Origin of the sequence: Virgisporangium ochraceum, assembly GCF_016863655.1 — a bacterium.
Lineage (GTDB): Bacteria > Actinomycetota > Actinomycetes > Mycobacteriales > Micromonosporaceae > Virgisporangium > Virgisporangium ochraceum.
This window is the reverse complement of record NZ_BOPH01000145.1, coordinates 16,562-34,268: the sequence shown is the minus strand read 5'-3', so window position 1 is coordinate 34,268 and position 17,707 is coordinate 16,562. Positions and strand designations below refer to the sequence as shown.

Genomic DNA, 17,707 nt, shown 5'->3' with positions numbered 1-17,707 from the left:
GTGTCGCCGAAGGCGGCGAAGCCCACCAGCCCCGGGTCGGGCAGGGACTCGAAGAGCTCCTTCTCGCCCGGGGCGAGGGAGCGGATGACCACGTCGGTCATGGGGGATCCTTCCGGATAGCGGAGGCTCCCGTTCAGACCCGCGACGCCCTTGCAACGGGGTGGGAGCACACGACAGTCATCCTGACCACGGTTCCCACCTCCTTCATCGCTTCGAGGGCGCCCCGGGAGCCCACCACCAAGATCAGCCTCGACGGGTCGACGGGCCTCCATCGACCTGGTTGAACTGGTAGAACGGGTTCCGTGTCAGAAACGGATCCGCGGCCGTCGATCAGCGTGACGCCCGTGCCGTACGCTCCCGCCGGCCCGCCGCCCGGGAAGCGGCCCTGGAGGATCGCCGCCGTCGTCGCGGTGGCGGCGCTGCTGGTCGGCGCGGGTGCGACGATGGCCGCGTTCGTGCTGCCCGGCCTGTACCACCGGCTCAACCCGACGGAGTACACGTTCGAGGTCTCGGTGTGGCTGAAGTCCGACATCTCCGTGGCCGACCGCGACGCGGTCCGGTCGGGACTCGCCGGCATCGAGACCGTCGACGGCGTCAGGTACGAGTCCCGCGAGCAGGCCTACGAGAGATTGAAGAGGTTGTTCGAGGATTCCCCCGAACTCGTCGAGTCCGTCACGCCGGACTTGTTGCCGGAGTCGTTCTACTTCGAGACGGAGCGGGCCGAGTTCGACTGCGGCATCCTCGATCCGGTGGCCGACCTGCCCGCCGTCGACGACATCACGGTGATGAAGGTGTCGATAGAGACGAGCCCTCCACGGACGCCGGTGGAGTGCGGCTGAGCCGCGTCGATCCACAGATCCCGCGCAGGTGACACAGCACGCCTGGAGGTGTCGGCCCATGTCCGGTTTACATCTGGGCCGCTGTCGTCTATCAACGGGGCATGTCGCGATGGCGCCGGCTCGTCGTCTACCTTGTTCCGGGCACCGTTGCGGCGCTTGGTGCGCTCATCGCCGTTCTGTCCGTCGATGATCTCCGACCGTCCCTGGTCATGGTGGTTGCCGTCGTGATCGGTCTGGGCTTCGCCGCTCCCGCCGTCGACCGGCTTCGGGACCGGGTTCGGAGGACCGAGGCGATCGCAGGCCGCAACACAGACAGCTCCCGCGTCCATTTTGATCCGCGTGCGCGGGGCGTCCTGCCCACACAGGTCCGGAGTGGCGACTACTTCACCGGACGGGAGGCGGTGCTGGCGGAGCTGACCGGCTGGGTCGGGTCCGGTGGCGACGGCCGTGGCCGTGTCGTCACCGGTGATCCGGGCTCGGGCAAGTCGGCGGTGCTCGGCCGGCTCGCGGCTCAATGCCGTTCACAGCCGGTGGTGACGGTGTATGCGCGCGGCCGTACCGTCGCCGAGGTTGCTGACGAGGTCGCTGCGGGGCTTGGGCTTGAGCCGTCGGGTGCGGCCGGTCTGATCGCGGACCTACGGTCGTGGAGGGGCGACGCCGTGGTCGTCGTGGACGCGGTTGACGAGGCCGTGCAGCCGTTTGAGCTGGTGCAGGACCTTCTCCAACCGTTGGCGGCGAGCTCGGCGGTCACCGGCCTCCGGTGTGCCTTCGGCAGTCGACGCGGCGGCGATGGTCATCTTCTCACCGGGTTCGGTGAGTCAGTGACGATCCTCGACCTCGATGTGGAGCCGTACGCGGATCCGGCTGGCCTCGTAACCTATGTACAGCAGACTCTGTTGGCTACGGTCGATCCGGGCCTTCCCACGCCCTACAGGGGTGAGCCCGAGCTTGCTGGCCGGGTGGCGCGGGTCGTGGCCGCCGGTGCCGGGCACAGCTTCCTGGTCGCCCAGTTGCATGCGTTGTCGTTGATGGCGGCTACCGATGCGCGTGATGAGCGCAGCACCCGGGAGTTTGTCGCGGCCGCGACCGGCGTCGGACCGGCAATGGACCGTTACCTGCGCGAGGCCGGTCCCGACGGCGACGCGGCCCGCGATCTGTTGGTCGCGCTGGCGTGGGCGGAGGGCGACGGGTTCGACAGCTTTTCCACGTGGGCGGCGACGGCGACCGCGTTGGGCGCCGCCGAATATGGTGAGAGCGACGTCGAGCGGCTACTCCGGTCGGCCGCCGTCAACCTGATCAGCATCGCCCGCACCGGTGACCGCTGGACCGCGTGTGTCTTCCACGAGGCTCTGGCGGAGCACCTACGTGCATCGACGTTACGGTTTCGCACCGAGGCCGACGTCCAGCGTCGAATTACGACGGCGCTCGCCGGCCTCGTGCGGGACTGGCCGGCGGCGGGCCGGTATGTCCGGACCCATCTGGCGACCCATGCGGCGGTGGGCCGCTGCCTCGACGGGTTTCTCGACAACCCTGACTTCCTCGTGGTCGCCGACGTGTCCCGGCTGTTGCCCGCACTGGCCAGCGCACGTAACCCACGTGCCCGGGCTGTCGAGCGCATTGGCCAGCAACTGCTGACGACGGACCCGCGCGAGCGGGTCAGCTATCTGGAACTGGCCGCCCGGATGGCCGGCGACGACGAGTTCGCCGAGCGCGTGGACCGCATAGATCCCGGTCGGCCATGGCGGGTGACGTGGGCGCAGTGGTCGACGCCGGACGAGTCTGAGATCCTCGGGCATTTCGACACGCTGGTCGAGGTCCGCGTGGTCGAGCTTCCCGACGGGCCGATCGTGGTCGCCGCGGGACAGTGGGCAGTCCGGGCCTGGCACGTGCGCGACGGATCCGCTGTGCGAGGCGGAATCGGCCACCCCCATGCCGCGATCAACGGGATGGTCGCATACGCCGACAACGCCGATGTGGTCGTAGTGACGTCACATGTCGACGGCCGGGTACGCCGCGCGGGGCTGCTCACGGGCAGTCCCAGCCGGGAACTGTCGAGCGCGGGCCAGTCCTGGGCCATGTGGACGCTGGTCCACGACGGGCGTCGCGTGATCGTCCAGGATGTCGATGACGAGACGTTCGCCTTCGACCCGGACACCGACACCGTGATCGCCTGGCCCAGGCTGCCGATCACGGGTCGAATCGTCGCCGCGGCCGTCGTGGACGGTCGCCCACTGGGGGTGTTCTCCTACATTCTGTACTGGTCTCGCCCCCGGACGCCTATCCCCGAAGAGCGGTGCATCGAGGTCAGAGATCTGCGGACCGGTACCGTCCTGGGCCGGCGGATGTGGCCCGAAGACGAGGTGACCGGCTGGAGAGCCGGAGCTGTGGTGTGGTCGGCGGCGATCTATTCCGTCGACGGGGTGGTGACGGTCCTGGTCGGCGGATCGCTCAACGGCGGCCACGTATTCCGATGGGAGCCGGAGAGTGGAACGACCGGATCAATGGAACCGTACTCCGCTCTCGACGGTGCCTTGAGCACTGCCGTGGGTAACACCGATCCCCACCTGCTGGCGGTGGGTGACTCCCTCGGCGTCGTCCATCTACGCCCAACCGCCGGCGAGTGGCTGCGACTGACGATCCACGACAACGGCGTGGAATGGCTCGACGTCACCCGTTGCGACGGCACCGACGTTCTCGTCACCGGAGGACGCGACGGAACCGTCCGGCTGGTACGCCCCCCGCCCCACCGCGTGACATCCTCGCCTGCCCTGTCCCGGCTCATCCGCCGCCCCACCCACCGGAACGGCACACGCCAACTCATGGCCCTGCAAGACATCGACGGGCGCGTCAGAGTCATCGATCCGGCCAGCGGAGAACCTGTCCACACACACCCGTTCGCCGACACCGATCCTGTCCGCGACCTAGCGATCGACGCCGCCCCGCAACCGACACTTGTCACACTGCACAGCAACGGCACGATATCCCTACGCCCCGCCGCTCACGACGGACACGTACGCACACTGAACACGCCCCCCGGGGACTGGCACACACTTGCTGTCGGACCGACCGAGCCTCCCGTCATCGTCCTCTACGCCACCGACGGTGCAATGGCGTTCCTCGATCTCGCATCGGGATCGACGCGGTGGCCGACCATCCGGTGTCATAACGGGAACTACGCACTCGCGCTCGGTCCGGACCGGGCTGACCGGGAATTCAGCTTCGTCACCGCTCAGGATCCTCCGGCACCGCAGGTGATCCGTTGGACACTCACCAACTCGGGCACGCCCCACTCGGTCACGCTGCCTGTCAGTGATCCGCCCGGCCGCGTCCACATCCGCCCCGACCTGTACGAGTTCGCGTGGGGAGCCCACGGCGGCCGGCGGATCATCGCCGGAGCCGGGTCGCACGTCCAGGTCTGGGATGCTGACGATGGCGACCTCGTGTGGTCCCGATACCTTGAGCGCACGAACGGCATGGCGATCAACGCCATCGAGATCGGGACCATTGCCGGCCGCACCTACGTCATCACCGGTGGGCATACCTGCACACTCGGCTTCATCGATGTCGAAACACAGGAGGAGCGCCATCTCCGGATCGGATCTCACCTGTGGTCTATCACGGCACTCGGTGATGGCGAATTCACGGTGGCCGGCGTGCGCGGCGTGATGGGAATCGCCTTCCTGGAGGCCCCGGGTAGTTAGCCGCGCTCCGCGCGGGACGGTCGAGCCGCCCCGATTCGACAGGCTGTCGTCCAGGAGTGCACCATTCCCGGATGTTCCGCGGTCTTGCTCGCCCGCGGCCGGGTCACAGCGGCGCACACGCCGTCAGCCGGTGGCGAGCACGGCGATCGCTTCGATGGAGATGAGCAAATTGCGCGGCAGGCGGACGTTGCCCGGTGCCGAGCGCGCCGGCGGCGGGTCCGGCATGAACCGCTCGTAGACGGCGTTGATCGCGGCGAAGTCGTCGACGTTGGTGTAGAAGATGGTGGTCTTGACGACCGTCGCCAGGGATGCGCCGGCGCTGGTCAGGATCGCGTCGAGGTTGCGCAGCGCCAGTTCGGTCTGCTCCTCGATTCCGTCCGGCGCGACGCCGGTGGCGGGGTCGATACCGGCCGTGCCCGAGCAGAAGACGAACCCGTTGGCGACGATCGCCTGGCTGTAGGGCCCGATCGCCCGCGGTGCGTCGTCGGTCGAGACTGCGTACGGGATCATCGTCGAACCTCTTCATGCTGGGCGTGGGTGGAGCAGGCCCATCGTCGGCCGGGACGGGCGCGTCCACCGTCGACCGGCGGCTATCGGACAGTTCGGGACGGCCGAGCCGCACGGATCCGGCCGGGCGGGGTCAGGGTGTCAGAAGGCGGACGCAGGCCTCGTGGCCGTGCAGTTCGGCCAGGTCGAGGGCGGTGCGGTTCTGGCCGGGGACCCGGGGGTCGGTCGGTGCGCCGGCGGTCAGCAGGATCTCGACGAGGTCGGCGTGGCCGCGGTCCGCGGCCAGGTGCAGGGGTGTGATGCCGGACGCGTTGGCGACGTCCACGCGTTGGCCGGCGGCGATCAGGGTCCGGAGGATCTCGGCGTGGTTGCCCAGCACGGCCCGTTCCACGGCGTCGGGTGGCGGGGCATGCCCGTGGTCGAGGCACCAGCGCACCAGCGCGGCCGAGCCGCCGGACAGGGCGATGGACACGAGCGGCTGGTCGGCACCGGAGACGTCGGCGCCGCGGTCGATCAGCGCCAGTGCGGTGTCGGCGTGGCCGCCGAGCATGGCGAAGTGGACCGGGCCGAACGTCTGCAGGCGGACGGTCGGGTCGGCGCCGGCGTCGAGCAGGCGCAGGCACAGCGCGGTGGCGCCGCGGTCGGCGGCCAGGAGCAGCACCGCGGTGCCGGTGTCGTCGGCGTGGTCGACGTCGGCGCCCAGGTCGGCGAGCGCGGCGGCCGCGGCGAACCGACCGCGGCCGACGGCCCGGTACAGTGCCGGACCGTCCACTGCGGACCCGTGCGCGGCCAGGCGCCGCACCAGCTCCGGCAGGTCGGCGTCGACGGCGGCGTCGAGGGCGCCGTCGATCGGTGCGCCCAGACCGATCAGGTGGGACGCGGCGTCGGCGTGCCCGGCCCGGACAGCGGCCAGCAGCGCGGTGTCGCGGCGCCAGTCCGGGCCGGCGGCGACGACGGTGTCGATCAGGTCGAGGTCACCGCGCGCCGCGGCGAGGTCCAGGACGGTGCGGCCGGCGCCGTCCTCCAGGTGGTGCCCTATCGGCGTGTCCGCCTCCAGCAGCAGGGCGACCGCCTCGCGGTGGCCGCCGAGGGCCGCGCAGTGCAGCGCGAGGTCGCCGTCGACGTCGGCGAGCATCGTGGGGACGTTCGAGTCGAGCAGGGACCGCAGCCGATCGACGTCGCCACGCCAGGCGGCGTCGCACCAGGGAAGCCCGCCGCGCACGGAGAACTGTCCGTCGCGGTAGAGGACGGCCTTGTCGAACGCGGCCGACGAGCCGGGTTCGTAGTGACCGGTCGGGTCCTCGCCGAACGGCCCGGTGTCACCCAGCAGCCACCGCAACGCCTGCAACCGCTCGGACGCCACGCGGAGCACGTTCTCGCCGGCCTCGAGCATCCACGGCTCGCACACCCGGATCGGCACCCGCCCGTCCCGGACCGGCCAGTCGTCGTCCGCCGGTTCGGCGTCGACACCCTCGGGCAGGACCAGCCGCCACCCGCCGGGTCGCGCCGACTCGTCGTCGCGGGCGACCTCCATGACGGACGCGTCCAGCGACAGGTCCCCGTCGATCAGGGGCAGATCGGCGGGCGTCAGCACGGTCAGGTACGGGTTGTCCTGGACCCAGCGGGCCAGGTTCAGCCGTTCCACGCCGATCGAGCGCAGGCGCATCCGCCAGTAGACGGCGAACCACCGCTCCCGCTCCCGGACCACCTCCGACCCGGGCCGCAGCCGCACCGGTTGGTCGGCCGCACCGTCGAGCTGTGCGCGCAGCGTCGCGTCGGCGGGGAGGTCGGGAACCGCCTGCATCAGCGACACCTGACCGCCGACCGGCAGGTCGGTGCGGTCGCCGACCGCCCAGCGCAGCGCCACGAGCGCCTCGCTACGCCAGGTCGCGTCGGTGATCTGCCGGTAGGTCGGGTCGGTGCCGAGGAGGAAGGCGCGCTCGGCCGGCAGCAGGTCGGCCTCCAGCCCGAACGTGCGCAGCCGGGCCCGGTTCGCGGCGGGGTCGGGCCGGTTGCCGTTGTCGGCGCTGAAGCCGTGGAGCACCACCCTCGACAGAACCAGCATCCGTCGGAGCACCGCGCGCGCGTCCCTGATCGTCACGATCGCGGAGCATAGGTCACCGCCGCCACCGGTGACCTATCGTCGGGGTGTCCAACCAGTCGACCGGGTACTGTCCCGATCCGGGTTGCTGGACGGCTGTGGCCCGGGCCCTCGACCGGGTCGGCCTGCCCCATCCCGGTGACTTCACCGAGCGGTTCGTCTTCCGCCGCTGCCCGAGCTGCGGCGAGCGCAACATCGTGCGGGACGACGACTTCACGTGCGCCCCGTGCGACAGCGCCCTACCCACGCAATGGAACGTCACATCCGGCTGACAGCGCGGCTCCGGGTCCGCGGACGCCCGCCACGTTACGGGCCAACCGGCGGCCGACGGGCGTTAGGATCACGGCGGGTCCGAACCGGTCGGCGAGCGGGGGATGAGCGATGGGTACGTGGGATGTCGGGCCGTTCGACAACGACACCGCCGCGGACTGGTGCGGCGACCTCGACGAGGCCGCGCCGGAGCAACGGGAAGCTCTGATCCGCGACGTGCTGACGCGGGTCGCCGAGCACGGCGAGGAGTACCTCGACAGCGACGACGCGGTGGAGGCCATCGCCGCCGCGGCCATCGTGTCCTCCCAGCTGCCGGGCGGAACGCCGATCGAGACTGCGTACGCGCCCGACTTCCTGTTGGAGGGCGGCAGGGTCGAGGTGGCCGCCGACATTCCCGCCATCGCGGTGCGGGCCCTGGACCGCATCGTCGGCGACGATTCGGAGTGGCGCGAACTCTGGGCGGAGGCCGAGGAGTCGTATCCGCGGGCGCTCGCCTCGGTGCGGGAGATCCGCGACGTCCTCGTACAGGCGACCAACCGGTGAGCTGACCGCCTGCCGCCGGAGCGGACATCCTCCGTGCGTAGACGGTGGTACGACAACCTAGCTCTCGGGGGCGCTGACCCAGCTCGCGATCTGGGTGCGCGTGCGGAAGCCCAGCTTGGTCAGGATGTTGCGCACGTGGCTCTCGACCGTGCGTTCGGAGATGAACAGCCGCGCGCCGATGTCCTTGTTGCTCACACCACCGGCCACCAGCCAGGCGACGTCCTTCTCGCGCTGGGTCAGCGGACCGTCAGGGCCCGGGGCGGCCACCTCGCGCAGCGCCAACCGCAGCGCGTCGGCACGGCTCATCCGCCGGCCCTCGCGCAAGGACGACTCGAAGCGCGCCGGACCGAGCGCCGCCCGCACCGACGCGCTCGCCGCCGACAGCGCGGGCTCCATTCCACTGTGGACGATCGCACCCACCTCGACACGCAGCCCCTCCATGGCACCGAGCAGCTGGGCCGCACGTCGCGGGTCGCGAGCCGACGCGGCGCACGCGCCGAGGCCGCCGAGCAGGTAGCACTGCGCGACCCGGTCGTCCACCCGGCGGGCGATCGGCAGCGCCTCGACGAACCGGCGCTCCGCCTCGTCGGCGTCACCGGAGCGCAGTGCGGCGAAGCCCTGGTTCAGCAGCATCATCGTGAGGCTGTACAGATCGCCCGCCGAGCGACTCAGCCGCGCGCCGTCGGCGGCCGCGGAACGGGCGGTCTCGAGATCGCCGTTCCCGAGTGAGGTGAGGGTCCGCGCCTGGTGCACCATCAGCGCTGCTCCGACGTCGTCCCGGTCGGCTGACAGGGCTACCGCTTCGTCGAGGAGCCGTTCGGCCGACCGTCGGTCGCCCGCCAGGTCCGCCGCGATTGCCGTCATCGCGAGCAGTTGGCACAGGACGTCCGGCTGCCCGGCCCCGCGAGCGGCGAGCACGCCACGCTCCAACACCGGCACGGCGACGCCCGGGTCGCGCTGCAGCACGGCCAGGAAGCCCCGGACGAAGCAGGTCCACGGCGAGGCCGCCGCGGGAGCCAGTTCGTCGAGCCACCGGGCACCTTCGGTGGTGGCGCGGGTGATCCAGTACCAGATGAGGCTGGTGGCCAGGGCGGCGCCGCGCACGTCCCCGGACAACGCCCGCAGCAGGGCCCGGATGTTGTCGATCTCCGGTTCGATCCACGTGAGCCACTCCACCAGCCGGAACCGGCCCTCGGCAGCGAATCGCGCGCATCGTCGCAGGTAGTGGTCCGCCCAGCGCTGTTCGAGGCCGTCCGGGGACCGCGTCGAGCCGGCGTACTCGCGCGTGGTCTCGTGGAGACGGTAGACGGCCGTGCCCGCGGCGGGCTCCCGCTGCAGCAGCGACCTGTCGACCAACGACGACACCAGTTCGACGCTCCGCTCCACCGGCACGTCACCGAAGCAGCACACCGCCTCGATGTCGTCGAGGGTGAACCGGCCGGCGAACACCGAGAGCCGGGAGAGCAGCGTCTGCTCGGCCGGGGTCAGCCGGTCGTAGCTCCACTCGAGGGTCGCGCGCAGCGTCTCGTGGCGCGGCAGGGCCGCCCTGGTGCCGCGGGTGAGCAACGCGAACCGGTCGTGCAGCCGGTCGAGGATCTGCGCGGGGGCGAGCGCCCGCGTCTGCACCGCCGCCAGCTCGATCGCCAGGGGCAGCCCGTCGAGGCGCCGGCACAGGTCCACCACGGCCGCCCGGTTGGCGTCGGTGAGCTCGAAGTCGCCCGACGCCGCCGCCGCGCGCTCGACGAAGAGCCGCACCGCGTCGTTGCCGCGCAGACGCTCCAGCGGTTGGTCCGTCGGATCGTCCGGCGGGAGCGGCAACGGTGGGACCGGCAGCACGTGCTCCCCGGCGGCCCGCAGCGGCGCCTGGCTGGTGGCGACCACCCGAACGGCCGGCGCCGCCCGGAGCACCTCGCCGATCAGCCCGGCCGCGGCGTCGAGCAGGTGTTCGCAGTTGTCGACCACGAGCAGCAGCTCGGCGTCGCGGAGGTGCCGGAGCAGTAGCTCACGCGGTTCGGAGGCGGCCTGGTCGCGCAGGTCGAGCGCCGCCATCGCGGTGTGGGTCACCAACGCCGGATCGCGCAGCTTGCCGAGTTCGACCAGCCACGCGCCGTCGCGGAACCCGCGGGCGAGATCGGCGGCGAGCCGGACCGCGAGGCGCGTCTTGCCCACGCCGCCGGGCCCGACCACGGTCACCAGACGTCCGTCGGCCAGCTTCCTCCTCGCCTCGGCCAGCTCACGGCGGCGACCGACGAAGCTGGTGGCCTCGGCGGGGAGGTTGCCCGGTCGTCGACTGCGGGTGGCCACGCCACGACGGTAGCTCAGTACCGGCTCCGTACCTCCACTGATGGGCGTCGACAGCGTTCTTCCTACCGTTGGCCCATGACCACGAACACCCTGGTGAAAGACGCCGATGTGTCGTTGCCGCGCCTGTACGCGTTGCGCTTCGGGTACTCGGTGCTCGCGATCGGCCTGGCCTTCGAAACGTGGCCCGTCGTCCTGCACCACGACCCGTCCTGGCGAGGGACGGAGAGCCTCGTCTACTGCATCCTGGCCGCGTTGTCGATCCTGTCGTTCGTCGGCCTGCGCCACCCCGTGACGATGCTTCCGCTGCTCGTGTTCGAGTCGGTCTGGAAGGTGATCTGGCTGGGGGCGGTGGCTCTGCCCGCGTGGCTCTCCGATCGGATGGACGACGAGACGTGGGGGTACACGATCTCGTGCCTTCTCGTCGTCATCTTCCTGGCGGTGGTGCCGTGGCCCTACGTTGTCCGGCAGTACCTCCTCACCCCTGGCGAGCGGTGGCGCTGAGGCCGTCCCTGCCCGGGCCGGTCCTATCCCTCCAGCCCGAACCGCTGCTTGAGCCGCGCCCGGAGCACCTCGGTCCGGGTCTTCGCGATCAGGTCCCATGCCGTCCTGGACCTGCCGACCTTCGTCTGCGGATCGAGCCCGGGATGTGCGAGAAGGACGTCATACAGCGGCATGCGGCTCGTCTCTTCGTAGTTCGACATCCCCGCCAGGCAGTTCAGTGGCGTACCCACCCCGTTCCCGGCGGCCGCGTTGACATCGGCTCCGGCGTCGAGGAGTCGCCGCAGGAACGCCGCCTCGCGAACGAAGTCCCTCTCGCCGTGACGACGCAGCAGGATGTGGGCCGGAGTGAGGCCCTCCGGAGTTGCCAGGGCCGGATCCGCGCCGTCGTCGAGCAGCCGGTGTGCCACCCGCAGGCGGGCATCGACGTCGGGATTGTCGAGCACGAGGTGCAGCAGCGTCCATCCGGACCCGGGTTCGACCCGGTCGGCGTCGTCCGGCTCGTAGGCGGCCAGGATCCGCGCGGCATCCGCCCACGGCGCGAGCGTGAACGCCGTGTCGGAGGGCAGTTCCATCCCGTGCGACCGCACATGCTCCTCGAGCAGTTCCACCAGCCTCCCGCGACGCGTACGCCACCGTCTGATCGTCGCCAGGTCTGATCGTCGGCCCCGCACCGAGGTCAGATCGAGGTCGGGTCGAGCGAGGAACGCCTCGTAGTACGGTGCCAGCTCGTCGTCGGACATCATGAACTGCGCGGCCAGTTGCACCAGGGCGGTGCCACGCGCGGGATGCACATGGTTGACGTCGCAGCCGGCGTCGAACAGCGCGGTCAGCAGGGGTACGTCCAGATCCGCCCGTCGGTCGACCGGCACGCGCCCGGTCAGGAGCTGAGCCGTCGACCATCCGTCCGGGGTCACCGTCGCGGCGTCCGCGCCGTCGTCGAGCAGGCGATGAGCGATGGCCGTCCGCTCCACCGGGTCCTTGTTGCACAGGGCCTGATGAAGCAGACCGCGGCCCCGGTCGGCCCACGTGGCCGCCGCGGACGGCTGGTAGACCGCGAGGAACTCCGCACGGGTGCCGTACCGCGCCGCTGTTCCCACATCCCTGTGGACGTCCATCGGGCCACCTCCTCACCGAGCCGTGGATCTGGACCGAGACTAGACGGTGCGGTGGAGCGCGGCGCGGACCACGCGAACGATGGAACCTTCCGCCCGTCCCAGGTTGTTGATGGGCTGGAGGGACGCCGATGGAAGACTTCGATGGGTACGTGGCCGTCGCGTGGCAGCGGTTGCTGCGGTCGGCCTGGCTGCTGACCGGTGACTGGCACCGGGCGGAGGACCTGCTGCAGACCGTCCTCGCGCGTGCCTACGGCCGATGGAACCGGCTCCGGGACGGCTCTCCCGACGCCTATCTGCGGGCGATGCTCGCCACGACCTACCTCAGCTGGTGGCGCCGCCGGTGGCGGGGCGAACTGCCCACGCGGCACCTGCCGGAGAACGCCACCGCCGACGAGCACGACGCCGTCGAGCTTCGCCAGGTGATCGGCGCGGCCCTGGCGGCCCTGCCCGACCGGCAACGGGCGGTGCTCATGCTCCGGTTCCACGCCGACCTCACCGAGGCCGAGACCGCCCGGACTCTCGGCATCAGCGTCGGCACCGTCAAATCGTCCACCTCGCGGGCGCTCGCCCGGCTCCGCGCCGATCCACGCCTGTGCGACCTCGTCGGTGAAGGGATGCCGTCATGAACGAGAGCGGACTCGACCGCCTACTGGACCGGTCGGTGCCCACCATCCCGGATCGCCTGCGCACTCCGCCGATCGCGGCGATCCGGCGTCGTGCGGGTCGGCGCCGCGTCCTGGTCACCTCGGCGGCGACCGCCGGTGCGGTCCTCGCGCTGACGCTCGCGGGCGCCGTCGTGACCGCGCTGCCGGCGGCGCGCGACGCCACGGTGACCCCGGCGGACCCGACCGCGGTGCCCGACCGCGCCCCGCTGCGGTGGCCGCTGGCCGTGATCGGGCGGGACGACCGGACCATCACCGTCTACCCGCTCCCCGCCGGGGGTGAGTGCATGGAACTCGCAGGCGTCACGGCGACGTTCACCGGCGACGCCAACCGGGTGGTGGTCACCGCGCGCGGCGACAGCCGGCGGGCCGCCGACTGCCGGGAGTCCGGTGCCGCCGTGCCGGTCGAACTCACGCTGTCCGAACCGCTCGCCGGCCGCGTCCTCGTCGACGCGGCGACCGGCCGGCCGGCACCGGCCTACCCCGAGCGGGTCCTGCCGGTCGTCCCGCCGCCGTGGCGGGAGGTTCCGGTGACGGTCCGGGCGCCGGCCCCGAACGGCGACCTGTTCGCGTTCTCCTACAGCCGACCCGACCCGCCGGCCCTGACGATCCTCATCAGCCCGACCGGCGGGACGGAACCCGCTGGACCACCCGGCGAAACCATCGCGATCGGCGGTCGCACGGCCGTCCTCGCCGACCACGACCGGCACTGGTCGCTGCGCTGGCAGGCCGAGGGCTTCACGATGACCATGAACTTCTCCGACGACGGCCGACACCTGACCCGCGACCGGGTCCTCGCCGTCATCGACCAACTCGCCTGGTGACCCGAGGCCCGGTCCGGCGCGACCGGGGATGAAGGCGAAATCGGCGGTGAAATGATCGGTCTAGGACGGACACGTATCTGGTGACAACCGTCCGTCGACACCCGGGAGCCATGCCTTGGCACGTGCACCTTTCAGCGCCGCCCGGTTCGAAGACCTCTACCGCGGGTGCTCCCAGGATCTTCTCGGGTACGCACTGCGTCGGGTGGACCGGCCGCAGGACGCCGCCGACGTCGTCGCCGAGACGTTTCTCGTGGCGTGGCGCCGTATCGACGAGATTCCCGATGACCGGGCACGCCCGTGGCTGTTCAGGGTGGCTCGCAACGTGATGGCCAACCAGCAGCGGGCGGATCGACGACGGGCCGACCTGGCCGAGCGGCTGCGCCTGGAGCTGTCGCAGCAGACGGTGGTTCAGCCGGACGTGCCGGCGTCACTCAGAGCGGCGTTCGCCACGCTGACCGACGCCGACCGGGAGGTGCTGCGACTCGTGGCCTGGGAGGGCCTGAGTGCCGAGGACCTTGCCGTCACGCTCGACTGCTCCGTCAACGCCGCCCGCATCCGGTTGCACCGCGCCCGCAGACGTCTCGCCGACGCACTCAGGCCTGCCACCACTACGCCATAGAGGAGCCACGATGCACGACCTGGACGAGGAGCAGGACGACCTGATCCGCCTGCTTGCCCCCACATTTCAGCTGCGGACCCGCCCGGACGAGGCCCTGCTGCAGGGCATCATGGCCACCGCGTGCCGGCCCGCGCGGGTCGACCCCCGACGGCGTCGACTCGTCGCCGGTGTGGCTGTCACCGGACTCGCCGCGGCCGTGTTCGCGGTCTTCGCGGTGCTGCCGTTCCCGTCGCCGGTCGGTGGACCGTTGCCGGCCAACGCGTTGTCGATCACCGAGGACGCCGGATATCTGGTCATCACGATCAAGGATCCGGCCGCGGACCCGGCCCGGTACGAGGCCGAGATCAGGCGCCGTGGGCTGAACATCAGGATCGCCCTCGTGCCGACCCGTCCGGAGAACGTCGGCAAGGTCGTCTTCAGCGACATCGGCGAGGGCGGAGAGCTGTTCTACATCGAAGCCCCGGGCCGCTGCGCGGCCCACGGTTCCTGCGTCGTCGGCGTGAAGGTTCCGCTCGACTTCACGTCCCACGCCCGGATCGTGTTCGGCCGTGCCGCGCTGCCGGGCGAGCTGGCCGAGATCTGTGTCGTGAACGTCGATGCCGAGACCACGGCGCTGCGCGGCAGGACCGTCGCCGAGGCCCGCGCGATCGCCGCGGCCACGGGCAGGAGCCTCCTGTACAACGTCGGAGGATGCGCGACGGGACCGGTCGACCGGGTACCCGGGACGTGGCGGATCTACGACGCCGCCTACGACGGGGACGACAACATCGTCATCTGGGCATCGGCGGACGGCGCCGCGCCCTCGCCCGCCGCGCCGTCCGGGTCTCCCGCGCCCTCCGCGCCGTCCGGGTCTCCCGCGCCCTCCGCGCCTCGCGCACCGTCCCCGCCCGCTCGCCGCGCACGCCTATAATCCGCCGGGACCGATTCATGCTCCAGGCTGGTGAGGAAGGCCACCCACATGGCGCTGGGAAATCTGTTCGGCAGGCGTAAGGGCAGGAAGGACACCGACCCTGAGGGCCCGGGCGTGCCTCCGGTCGACCCGGAACCGACCGAGGTGGGACTGACCCTGCTCCTGGGCGACTCGCGGAGCGGACGGACGTGCTCGCCGGAGTACGTGAGGGGTCTGCGCAACCGGGTAGCGGGAGCGGCGATGTCGGAGCTGGACCAGCTCCTCGACCCGGCCTGGTACCGCGAGCTCGCGGCGCTCGGTCCCGAACAACAGGAGGGCCAGGTCCGCGACCCTGCCTGGCGCCAGGGGTTTCCCGAGTTCACCCTCGGTCTCGAGGGGCCGACCATGGGTGTCCAGCTCGTCATCGTCAAGGTGCCCGAATGGGACCTGCGGGCCATCGCCACCCAGGTCCACAGCGTCTTCACCAGGCACTGGGACGCGCAGATCGACCGCGATCAGGCCTGACGACACCAGAGCCCCGGCGGTCACGGCGCGACGCGGACCTGCGGACGCACGTCAGCGCGTGAGGTGGTAGACGCCGAGCGCGAACGCGGCCAGCATCCCCGCGAACACCACCGCGACCCCGACGATCTGGCCGCGCGGCGGATTCGGCATGCGCCGCAGCCGGACGAACACGAACGCGGTCACGGCCATGCCGACGAGCCCGATGACGACGCCGACCCAGGGCTGTTCCGCGATGGTCGGAGCAGTCGATGCGATGATCACCCCGGTATTGTGGCCCCGATCGGCGGGACGCACATGCTGCCGACCGTGATCGGACCCCTTCGGATCCGGCACGATGGACGGATGGCGGGTGGAGCACTCCGGTGGCTGGCCGTCCGGCGGTGGCCGGTCGGCGTGCTCGCGACGGCGTGGGTGGCACGGCGCGAGGACGTGGACGGGTCCCGTGTCGCCACCCTGATCGACGTGATGACCGCGGGCCGTGGCGCCGCTGGAGCGGTGGTGGGACGGCCGGTCGCCGGCGTGGGAACGGATCTGGGACCGGATTCTGGCCGACCTTCGCGGCGACGACGGAAGCCGCCTACGGGCCTACGCCTCGACGATCGCGTCCTGCTCCGAGGAGCGCAGGCAGCTGCGCCGGATCGCCCACGAAGCCCGACGCCGCGTCGCGGGATCGGGTGGATACGTCGATCCCGGCGGACACGGCGATGCGGGCGGCTTCGGCGACGGCGGCGGCTACAGCCGCCGCTGTAGCCTCACGCCGTCCTGTGATTGAGCGATGTTTGTATATTGCCCGGGCATGCGGCACAGACGGGGAATCCTGATCGGCGCGGTGCTGGTGCTCGCTGCCGGCTGCGCGCTCGCGTTCGTCAGCGTCGTCGGTGTGTCGGTGGACGTGACCGAGGAGCGCATGGGCGGCACCTGGTCGTGCGACAACGGACTTTCCCTCACACTGCGGGCCGACCATACGTTCGCCGCGTCGAGCATGGCGGGTCTCGCCGGAGAGCGCACCCCCGTCGGAACGCTCGACTTCTCCGAAGGCTCCGGCGAATGGACGCTGGGAGCACCCACCGGCGAGTCGCAGCCGACACCGATGGTCCTGACCTTCACCTCGCCCCGGTCGTTCCCGCTGACGATCCAGGTCGCGGAGCTGAACCGGTCGGCGTTCGGTTACGAGACCGGCTTCAGCTGGGGCGGCGCCGACGAGGGCAGCGGCGGTTGCACCGCCTCGAAATAGCCGCCTGGAATAAGCGACCAGGAAGCAATGATCAGCGGTCCGGGACCGACCGTGGCAACCCGAACCGCGAGAGCAGGCTGTTCTCGAAGCGGGTCAGGGCACCGATCCGGTCTCCGGTGAGCGTGAGCACGTACAGGCCGACCCCGTGGCTGATACCGCCGGGGGTACGCAGGTACGCGCCGAACGCGGGCTGTCCGTTCGCGCGCGTCGCGACGAGAGTGAACCGGCGACCCGAAGCGAAGATGCTGGTGCAGAAGCGCGCGACGAGGTCCCGGCCGGCGTACTCGAACGGCATCGGCGGCATCGACATGAAGACGTCGTCGGTGAGCAGGGCCACGATGGCGTCGACGTCGGCGGACTCCCACGCGCGGGCGAACGCCGCCACGACGGCTTCCTCGGCGGGGGAGCCGGGAGCGGGCGCCGGCGCCGTGGGTCGCCGGTACTCCAGCGTGGCGCGGGCGCGTTTGAGGGCGCTCTTGACCGACTCGACGCTCGCGTCGAGCATCTCGGCCACCTCGGCGGCGTGGAAGCCGAGGACGTCGCGGAGGATCAGCACCGCGAGCTGGCGCGGCGGCAGGAGCTGCAGGGCGGTCACGAAGGCCAGGGAGACGGCCTCGGACTGCTCGTAACGCGCCTCGGGGCCGGGCGTGGCCGGGTCCTCGTACAGGGCGTCGGGCAGCGGCTCCAACCAGACGACCTCGCCGAGACGCGTCGGCGCGGGCGGTTCGACATTCGGCACGTCCCACTCCCTGCCCCGCTCCCTGGCCCGGCGGCGACCGGCGGACCGGCGGGCGTTGAGGCACCGGTTCGTCGCGATGCGGTAGAGCCAGGTACGCAGCGACGAGCGCCCCTCGAACCCGGCGAAGCCCTGCCAGGCGGCCAGCAGCGTGTCCTGCAGCGCGTCCTCGGCGTCCTGAACCGATCCGAGCATCCGGTAGCAGTGGACCTGCAGCTCCCGCAGGTACGGCTCGGTCAGTTCCCGGAACTCCTCGACGGCCGTCTCGGTCATTCGCGGCTCACCCCTTCCCACGTCTCCCCGTACGGACACCGGCCGAGGCGGAAAGGGGGCGCCC

Annotated in this window: 18 protein-coding genes; 12 read left to right on the top strand and 6 right to left on the bottom strand. The window is 71.2% G+C overall.

Annotated features, from left to right (window positions below; translation table 11 throughout):
- Positions 1-344 precede the first annotated feature (344 nt).
- Positions 345-839, top strand: a complete 495-nt coding sequence (locus Voc01_RS48850; RefSeq protein WP_203934642.1) for a permease-like cell division protein FtsX — start codon at positions 345-347, stop codon at positions 837-839.
- 101 nt (positions 840-940) lie between these two features.
- On the top strand, positions 941-4,540 hold the full coding sequence (locus Voc01_RS48845; RefSeq protein WP_203934641.1) for a hypothetical protein: 3,600 nt from the start codon (positions 941-943) through the stop codon (positions 4,538-4,540).
- Between the two features lie 123 nt (positions 4,541-4,663).
- Here the strand turns inward: Voc01_RS48845 and Voc01_RS48840 are convergent, their stop codons facing one another.
- Both Voc01_RS48840 and Voc01_RS48835 read right to left on the bottom strand, forming a co-directional pair.
- Complete coding sequence (locus Voc01_RS48840; RefSeq protein ID WP_203934640.1) at positions 4,664-5,050, bottom strand: Rid family detoxifying hydrolase; 387 nt, start codon at positions 5,048-5,050, stop codon at positions 4,664-4,666.
- A 130-nt stretch (positions 5,051-5,180) separates the two neighbouring features.
- The gene (locus Voc01_RS48835; RefSeq protein WP_203934639.1) at positions 5,181-7,148 is read right to left on the bottom strand and encodes a DUF4272 domain-containing protein; all 1,968 of its coding nucleotides are present in this window, start codon (positions 7,146-7,148) and stop codon (positions 5,181-5,183) included.
- A gap of 47 nt (positions 7,149-7,195) precedes the next feature.
- Between Voc01_RS48835 and Voc01_RS48830 the strand changes: the two genes are divergently transcribed.
- Positions 7,196-7,420, top strand: coding sequence for a hypothetical protein (locus tag Voc01_RS48830; protein WP_203934638.1), 225 nt, complete (start codon positions 7,196-7,198; stop codon positions 7,418-7,420).
- A 109-nt stretch (positions 7,421-7,529) separates the two neighbouring features.
- Entirely contained in the window at positions 7,530-7,961 is a 432-nt protein-coding gene (locus Voc01_RS48825) for a DUF4259 domain-containing protein (protein WP_203934637.1), read from the top strand.
- Positions 7,962-8,018: 57 nt separating this feature from the next.
- On the opposite strand, the gene Voc01_RS54355 is transcribed toward Voc01_RS48825, so the two are convergent.
- Positions 8,019-10,265, bottom strand: a complete 2,247-nt coding sequence (locus Voc01_RS54355) for a LuxR C-terminal-related transcriptional regulator (protein ID WP_203934636.1) — start codon at positions 10,263-10,265, stop codon at positions 8,019-8,021.
- A 75-nt stretch (positions 10,266-10,340) separates the two neighbouring features.
- Between Voc01_RS54355 and Voc01_RS48815 the strand changes: the two genes are divergently transcribed.
- Positions 10,341-10,766, top strand: coding sequence for a hypothetical protein (locus tag Voc01_RS48815; protein ID WP_203934635.1), 426 nt, complete (start codon positions 10,341-10,343; stop codon positions 10,764-10,766).
- A gap of 23 nt (positions 10,767-10,789) precedes the next feature.
- Here the strand turns inward: Voc01_RS48815 and Voc01_RS48810 are convergent, their stop codons facing one another.
- Positions 10,790-11,881 carry an ankyrin repeat domain-containing protein gene (locus Voc01_RS48810; protein ID WP_203934634.1) on the bottom strand — a complete coding sequence of 364 codons (1,092 nt, stop codon included), beginning with the start codon at positions 11,879-11,881 and terminating at the stop codon, positions 10,790-10,792.
- Between the two features lie 128 nt (positions 11,882-12,009).
- Here Voc01_RS48810 and Voc01_RS48805 point away from each other — a divergent pair, with 128 nt between their 5' ends.
- The 5 genes from Voc01_RS48805 to Voc01_RS48785 all read left to right on the top strand — a co-directional run bounded on the left by Voc01_RS48805 (position 12,010) and on the right by Voc01_RS48785 (position 15,400).
- Positions 12,010-12,507 carry a SigE family RNA polymerase sigma factor gene (locus tag Voc01_RS48805; protein WP_203934633.1) on the top strand — a complete coding sequence of 166 codons (498 nt, stop codon included), beginning with the start codon at positions 12,010-12,012 and terminating at the stop codon, positions 12,505-12,507.
- A complete protein-coding gene (locus Voc01_RS48800) occupies positions 12,504-13,367 on the top strand; it encodes a hypothetical protein (protein ID WP_203934632.1) in 864 nt (287 codons plus the stop codon). The genes Voc01_RS48805 and Voc01_RS48800 overlap by 4 nt, the downstream gene beginning before the upstream one ends.
- A gap of 115 nt (positions 13,368-13,482) precedes the next feature.
- A complete protein-coding gene (locus tag Voc01_RS48795; protein WP_203934631.1) occupies positions 13,483-13,986 on the top strand; it encodes an RNA polymerase sigma factor in 504 nt (167 codons plus the stop codon).
- Positions 13,987-13,996: 10 nt separating this feature from the next.
- On the top strand, positions 13,997-14,896 hold the full coding sequence (locus Voc01_RS48790; protein WP_203934630.1) for a hypothetical protein: 900 nt from the start codon (positions 13,997-13,999) through the stop codon (positions 14,894-14,896).
- A 30-nt stretch (positions 14,897-14,926) separates the two neighbouring features.
- Positions 14,927-15,400 carry a hypothetical protein gene (locus Voc01_RS48785; RefSeq protein WP_203934629.1) on the top strand — a complete coding sequence of 158 codons (474 nt, stop codon included), beginning with the start codon at positions 14,927-14,929 and terminating at the stop codon, positions 15,398-15,400.
- A gap of 51 nt (positions 15,401-15,451) precedes the next feature.
- Here the strand turns inward: Voc01_RS48785 and Voc01_RS48780 are convergent, their stop codons facing one another.
- A complete protein-coding gene (locus tag Voc01_RS48780) occupies positions 15,452-15,661 on the bottom strand; it encodes a hypothetical protein (RefSeq protein ID WP_203934628.1) in 210 nt (69 codons plus the stop codon).
- A 217-nt stretch (positions 15,662-15,878) separates the two neighbouring features.
- On the opposite strand from Voc01_RS48780, the gene Voc01_RS48775 reads away from it, so the two are divergent.
- Together Voc01_RS48775 and Voc01_RS48770 are read left to right on the top strand one after the other, a co-directional pair.
- Positions 15,879-16,172, top strand: coding sequence for a hypothetical protein (locus Voc01_RS48775; protein ID WP_203934627.1), 294 nt, complete (start codon positions 15,879-15,881; stop codon positions 16,170-16,172).
- A 24-nt stretch (positions 16,173-16,196) separates the two neighbouring features.
- Positions 16,197-16,634 (top strand): hypothetical protein, encoded by a 438-nt coding sequence (locus tag Voc01_RS48770; protein WP_203934626.1) that lies wholly within the window; start codon positions 16,197-16,199, stop codon positions 16,632-16,634.
- Positions 16,635-16,665: 31 nt separating this feature from the next.
- Here Voc01_RS48770 and Voc01_RS48765 read toward each other — a convergent pair whose 3' ends face one another.
- Positions 16,666-17,643 carry an RNA polymerase subunit sigma-70 gene (locus tag Voc01_RS48765; RefSeq protein WP_203934625.1) on the bottom strand — a complete coding sequence of 326 codons (978 nt, stop codon included), beginning with the start codon at positions 17,641-17,643 and terminating at the stop codon, positions 16,666-16,668.
- Between the last annotated feature and the right edge of the window lie 64 nt (positions 17,644-17,707).

Bases quoted from the DNA above. Each gene is read 5' to 3' on its own strand.
- Voc01_RS48845 (WP_203934641.1), top strand. From the start codon at position 941: ATGTCGCGATGGCGCCGGCTCGTCGTCTACCTTGTTCCGGGCACCGTT.
- Voc01_RS48840 (WP_203934640.1), bottom strand. From the start codon at position 5,050: ATGATCCCGTACGCAGTCTCGACCGACGACGCACCGCGGGCGATCGGG.
- Voc01_RS48825 (WP_203934637.1), top strand. From the start codon at position 7,530: ATGGGTACGTGGGATGTCGGGCCGTTCGACAACGACACCGCCGCGGAC.
- Voc01_RS48815 (WP_203934635.1), top strand. From the start codon at position 10,341: ATGACCACGAACACCCTGGTGAAAGACGCCGATGTGTCGTTGCCGCGC.
- Voc01_RS48810 (WP_203934634.1), bottom strand. From the start codon at position 11,881: ATGGACGTCCACAGGGATGTGGGAACAGCGGCGCGGTACGGCACCCGT.
- Voc01_RS48805 (WP_203934633.1), top strand. From the start codon at position 12,010: ATGGAAGACTTCGATGGGTACGTGGCCGTCGCGTGGCAGCGGTTGCTG.
- Voc01_RS48800 (WP_203934632.1), top strand. From the start codon at position 12,504: ATGAACGAGAGCGGACTCGACCGCCTACTGGACCGGTCGGTGCCCACC.
- Voc01_RS48790 (WP_203934630.1), top strand. From the start codon at position 13,997: ATGCACGACCTGGACGAGGAGCAGGACGACCTGATCCGCCTGCTTGCC.
- Voc01_RS48770 (WP_203934626.1), top strand. From the start codon at position 16,197: ATGCGGCACAGACGGGGAATCCTGATCGGCGCGGTGCTGGTGCTCGCT.
- Voc01_RS48765 (WP_203934625.1), bottom strand. From the start codon at position 17,643: ATGACCGAGACGGCCGTCGAGGAGTTCCGGGAACTGACCGAGCCGTAC.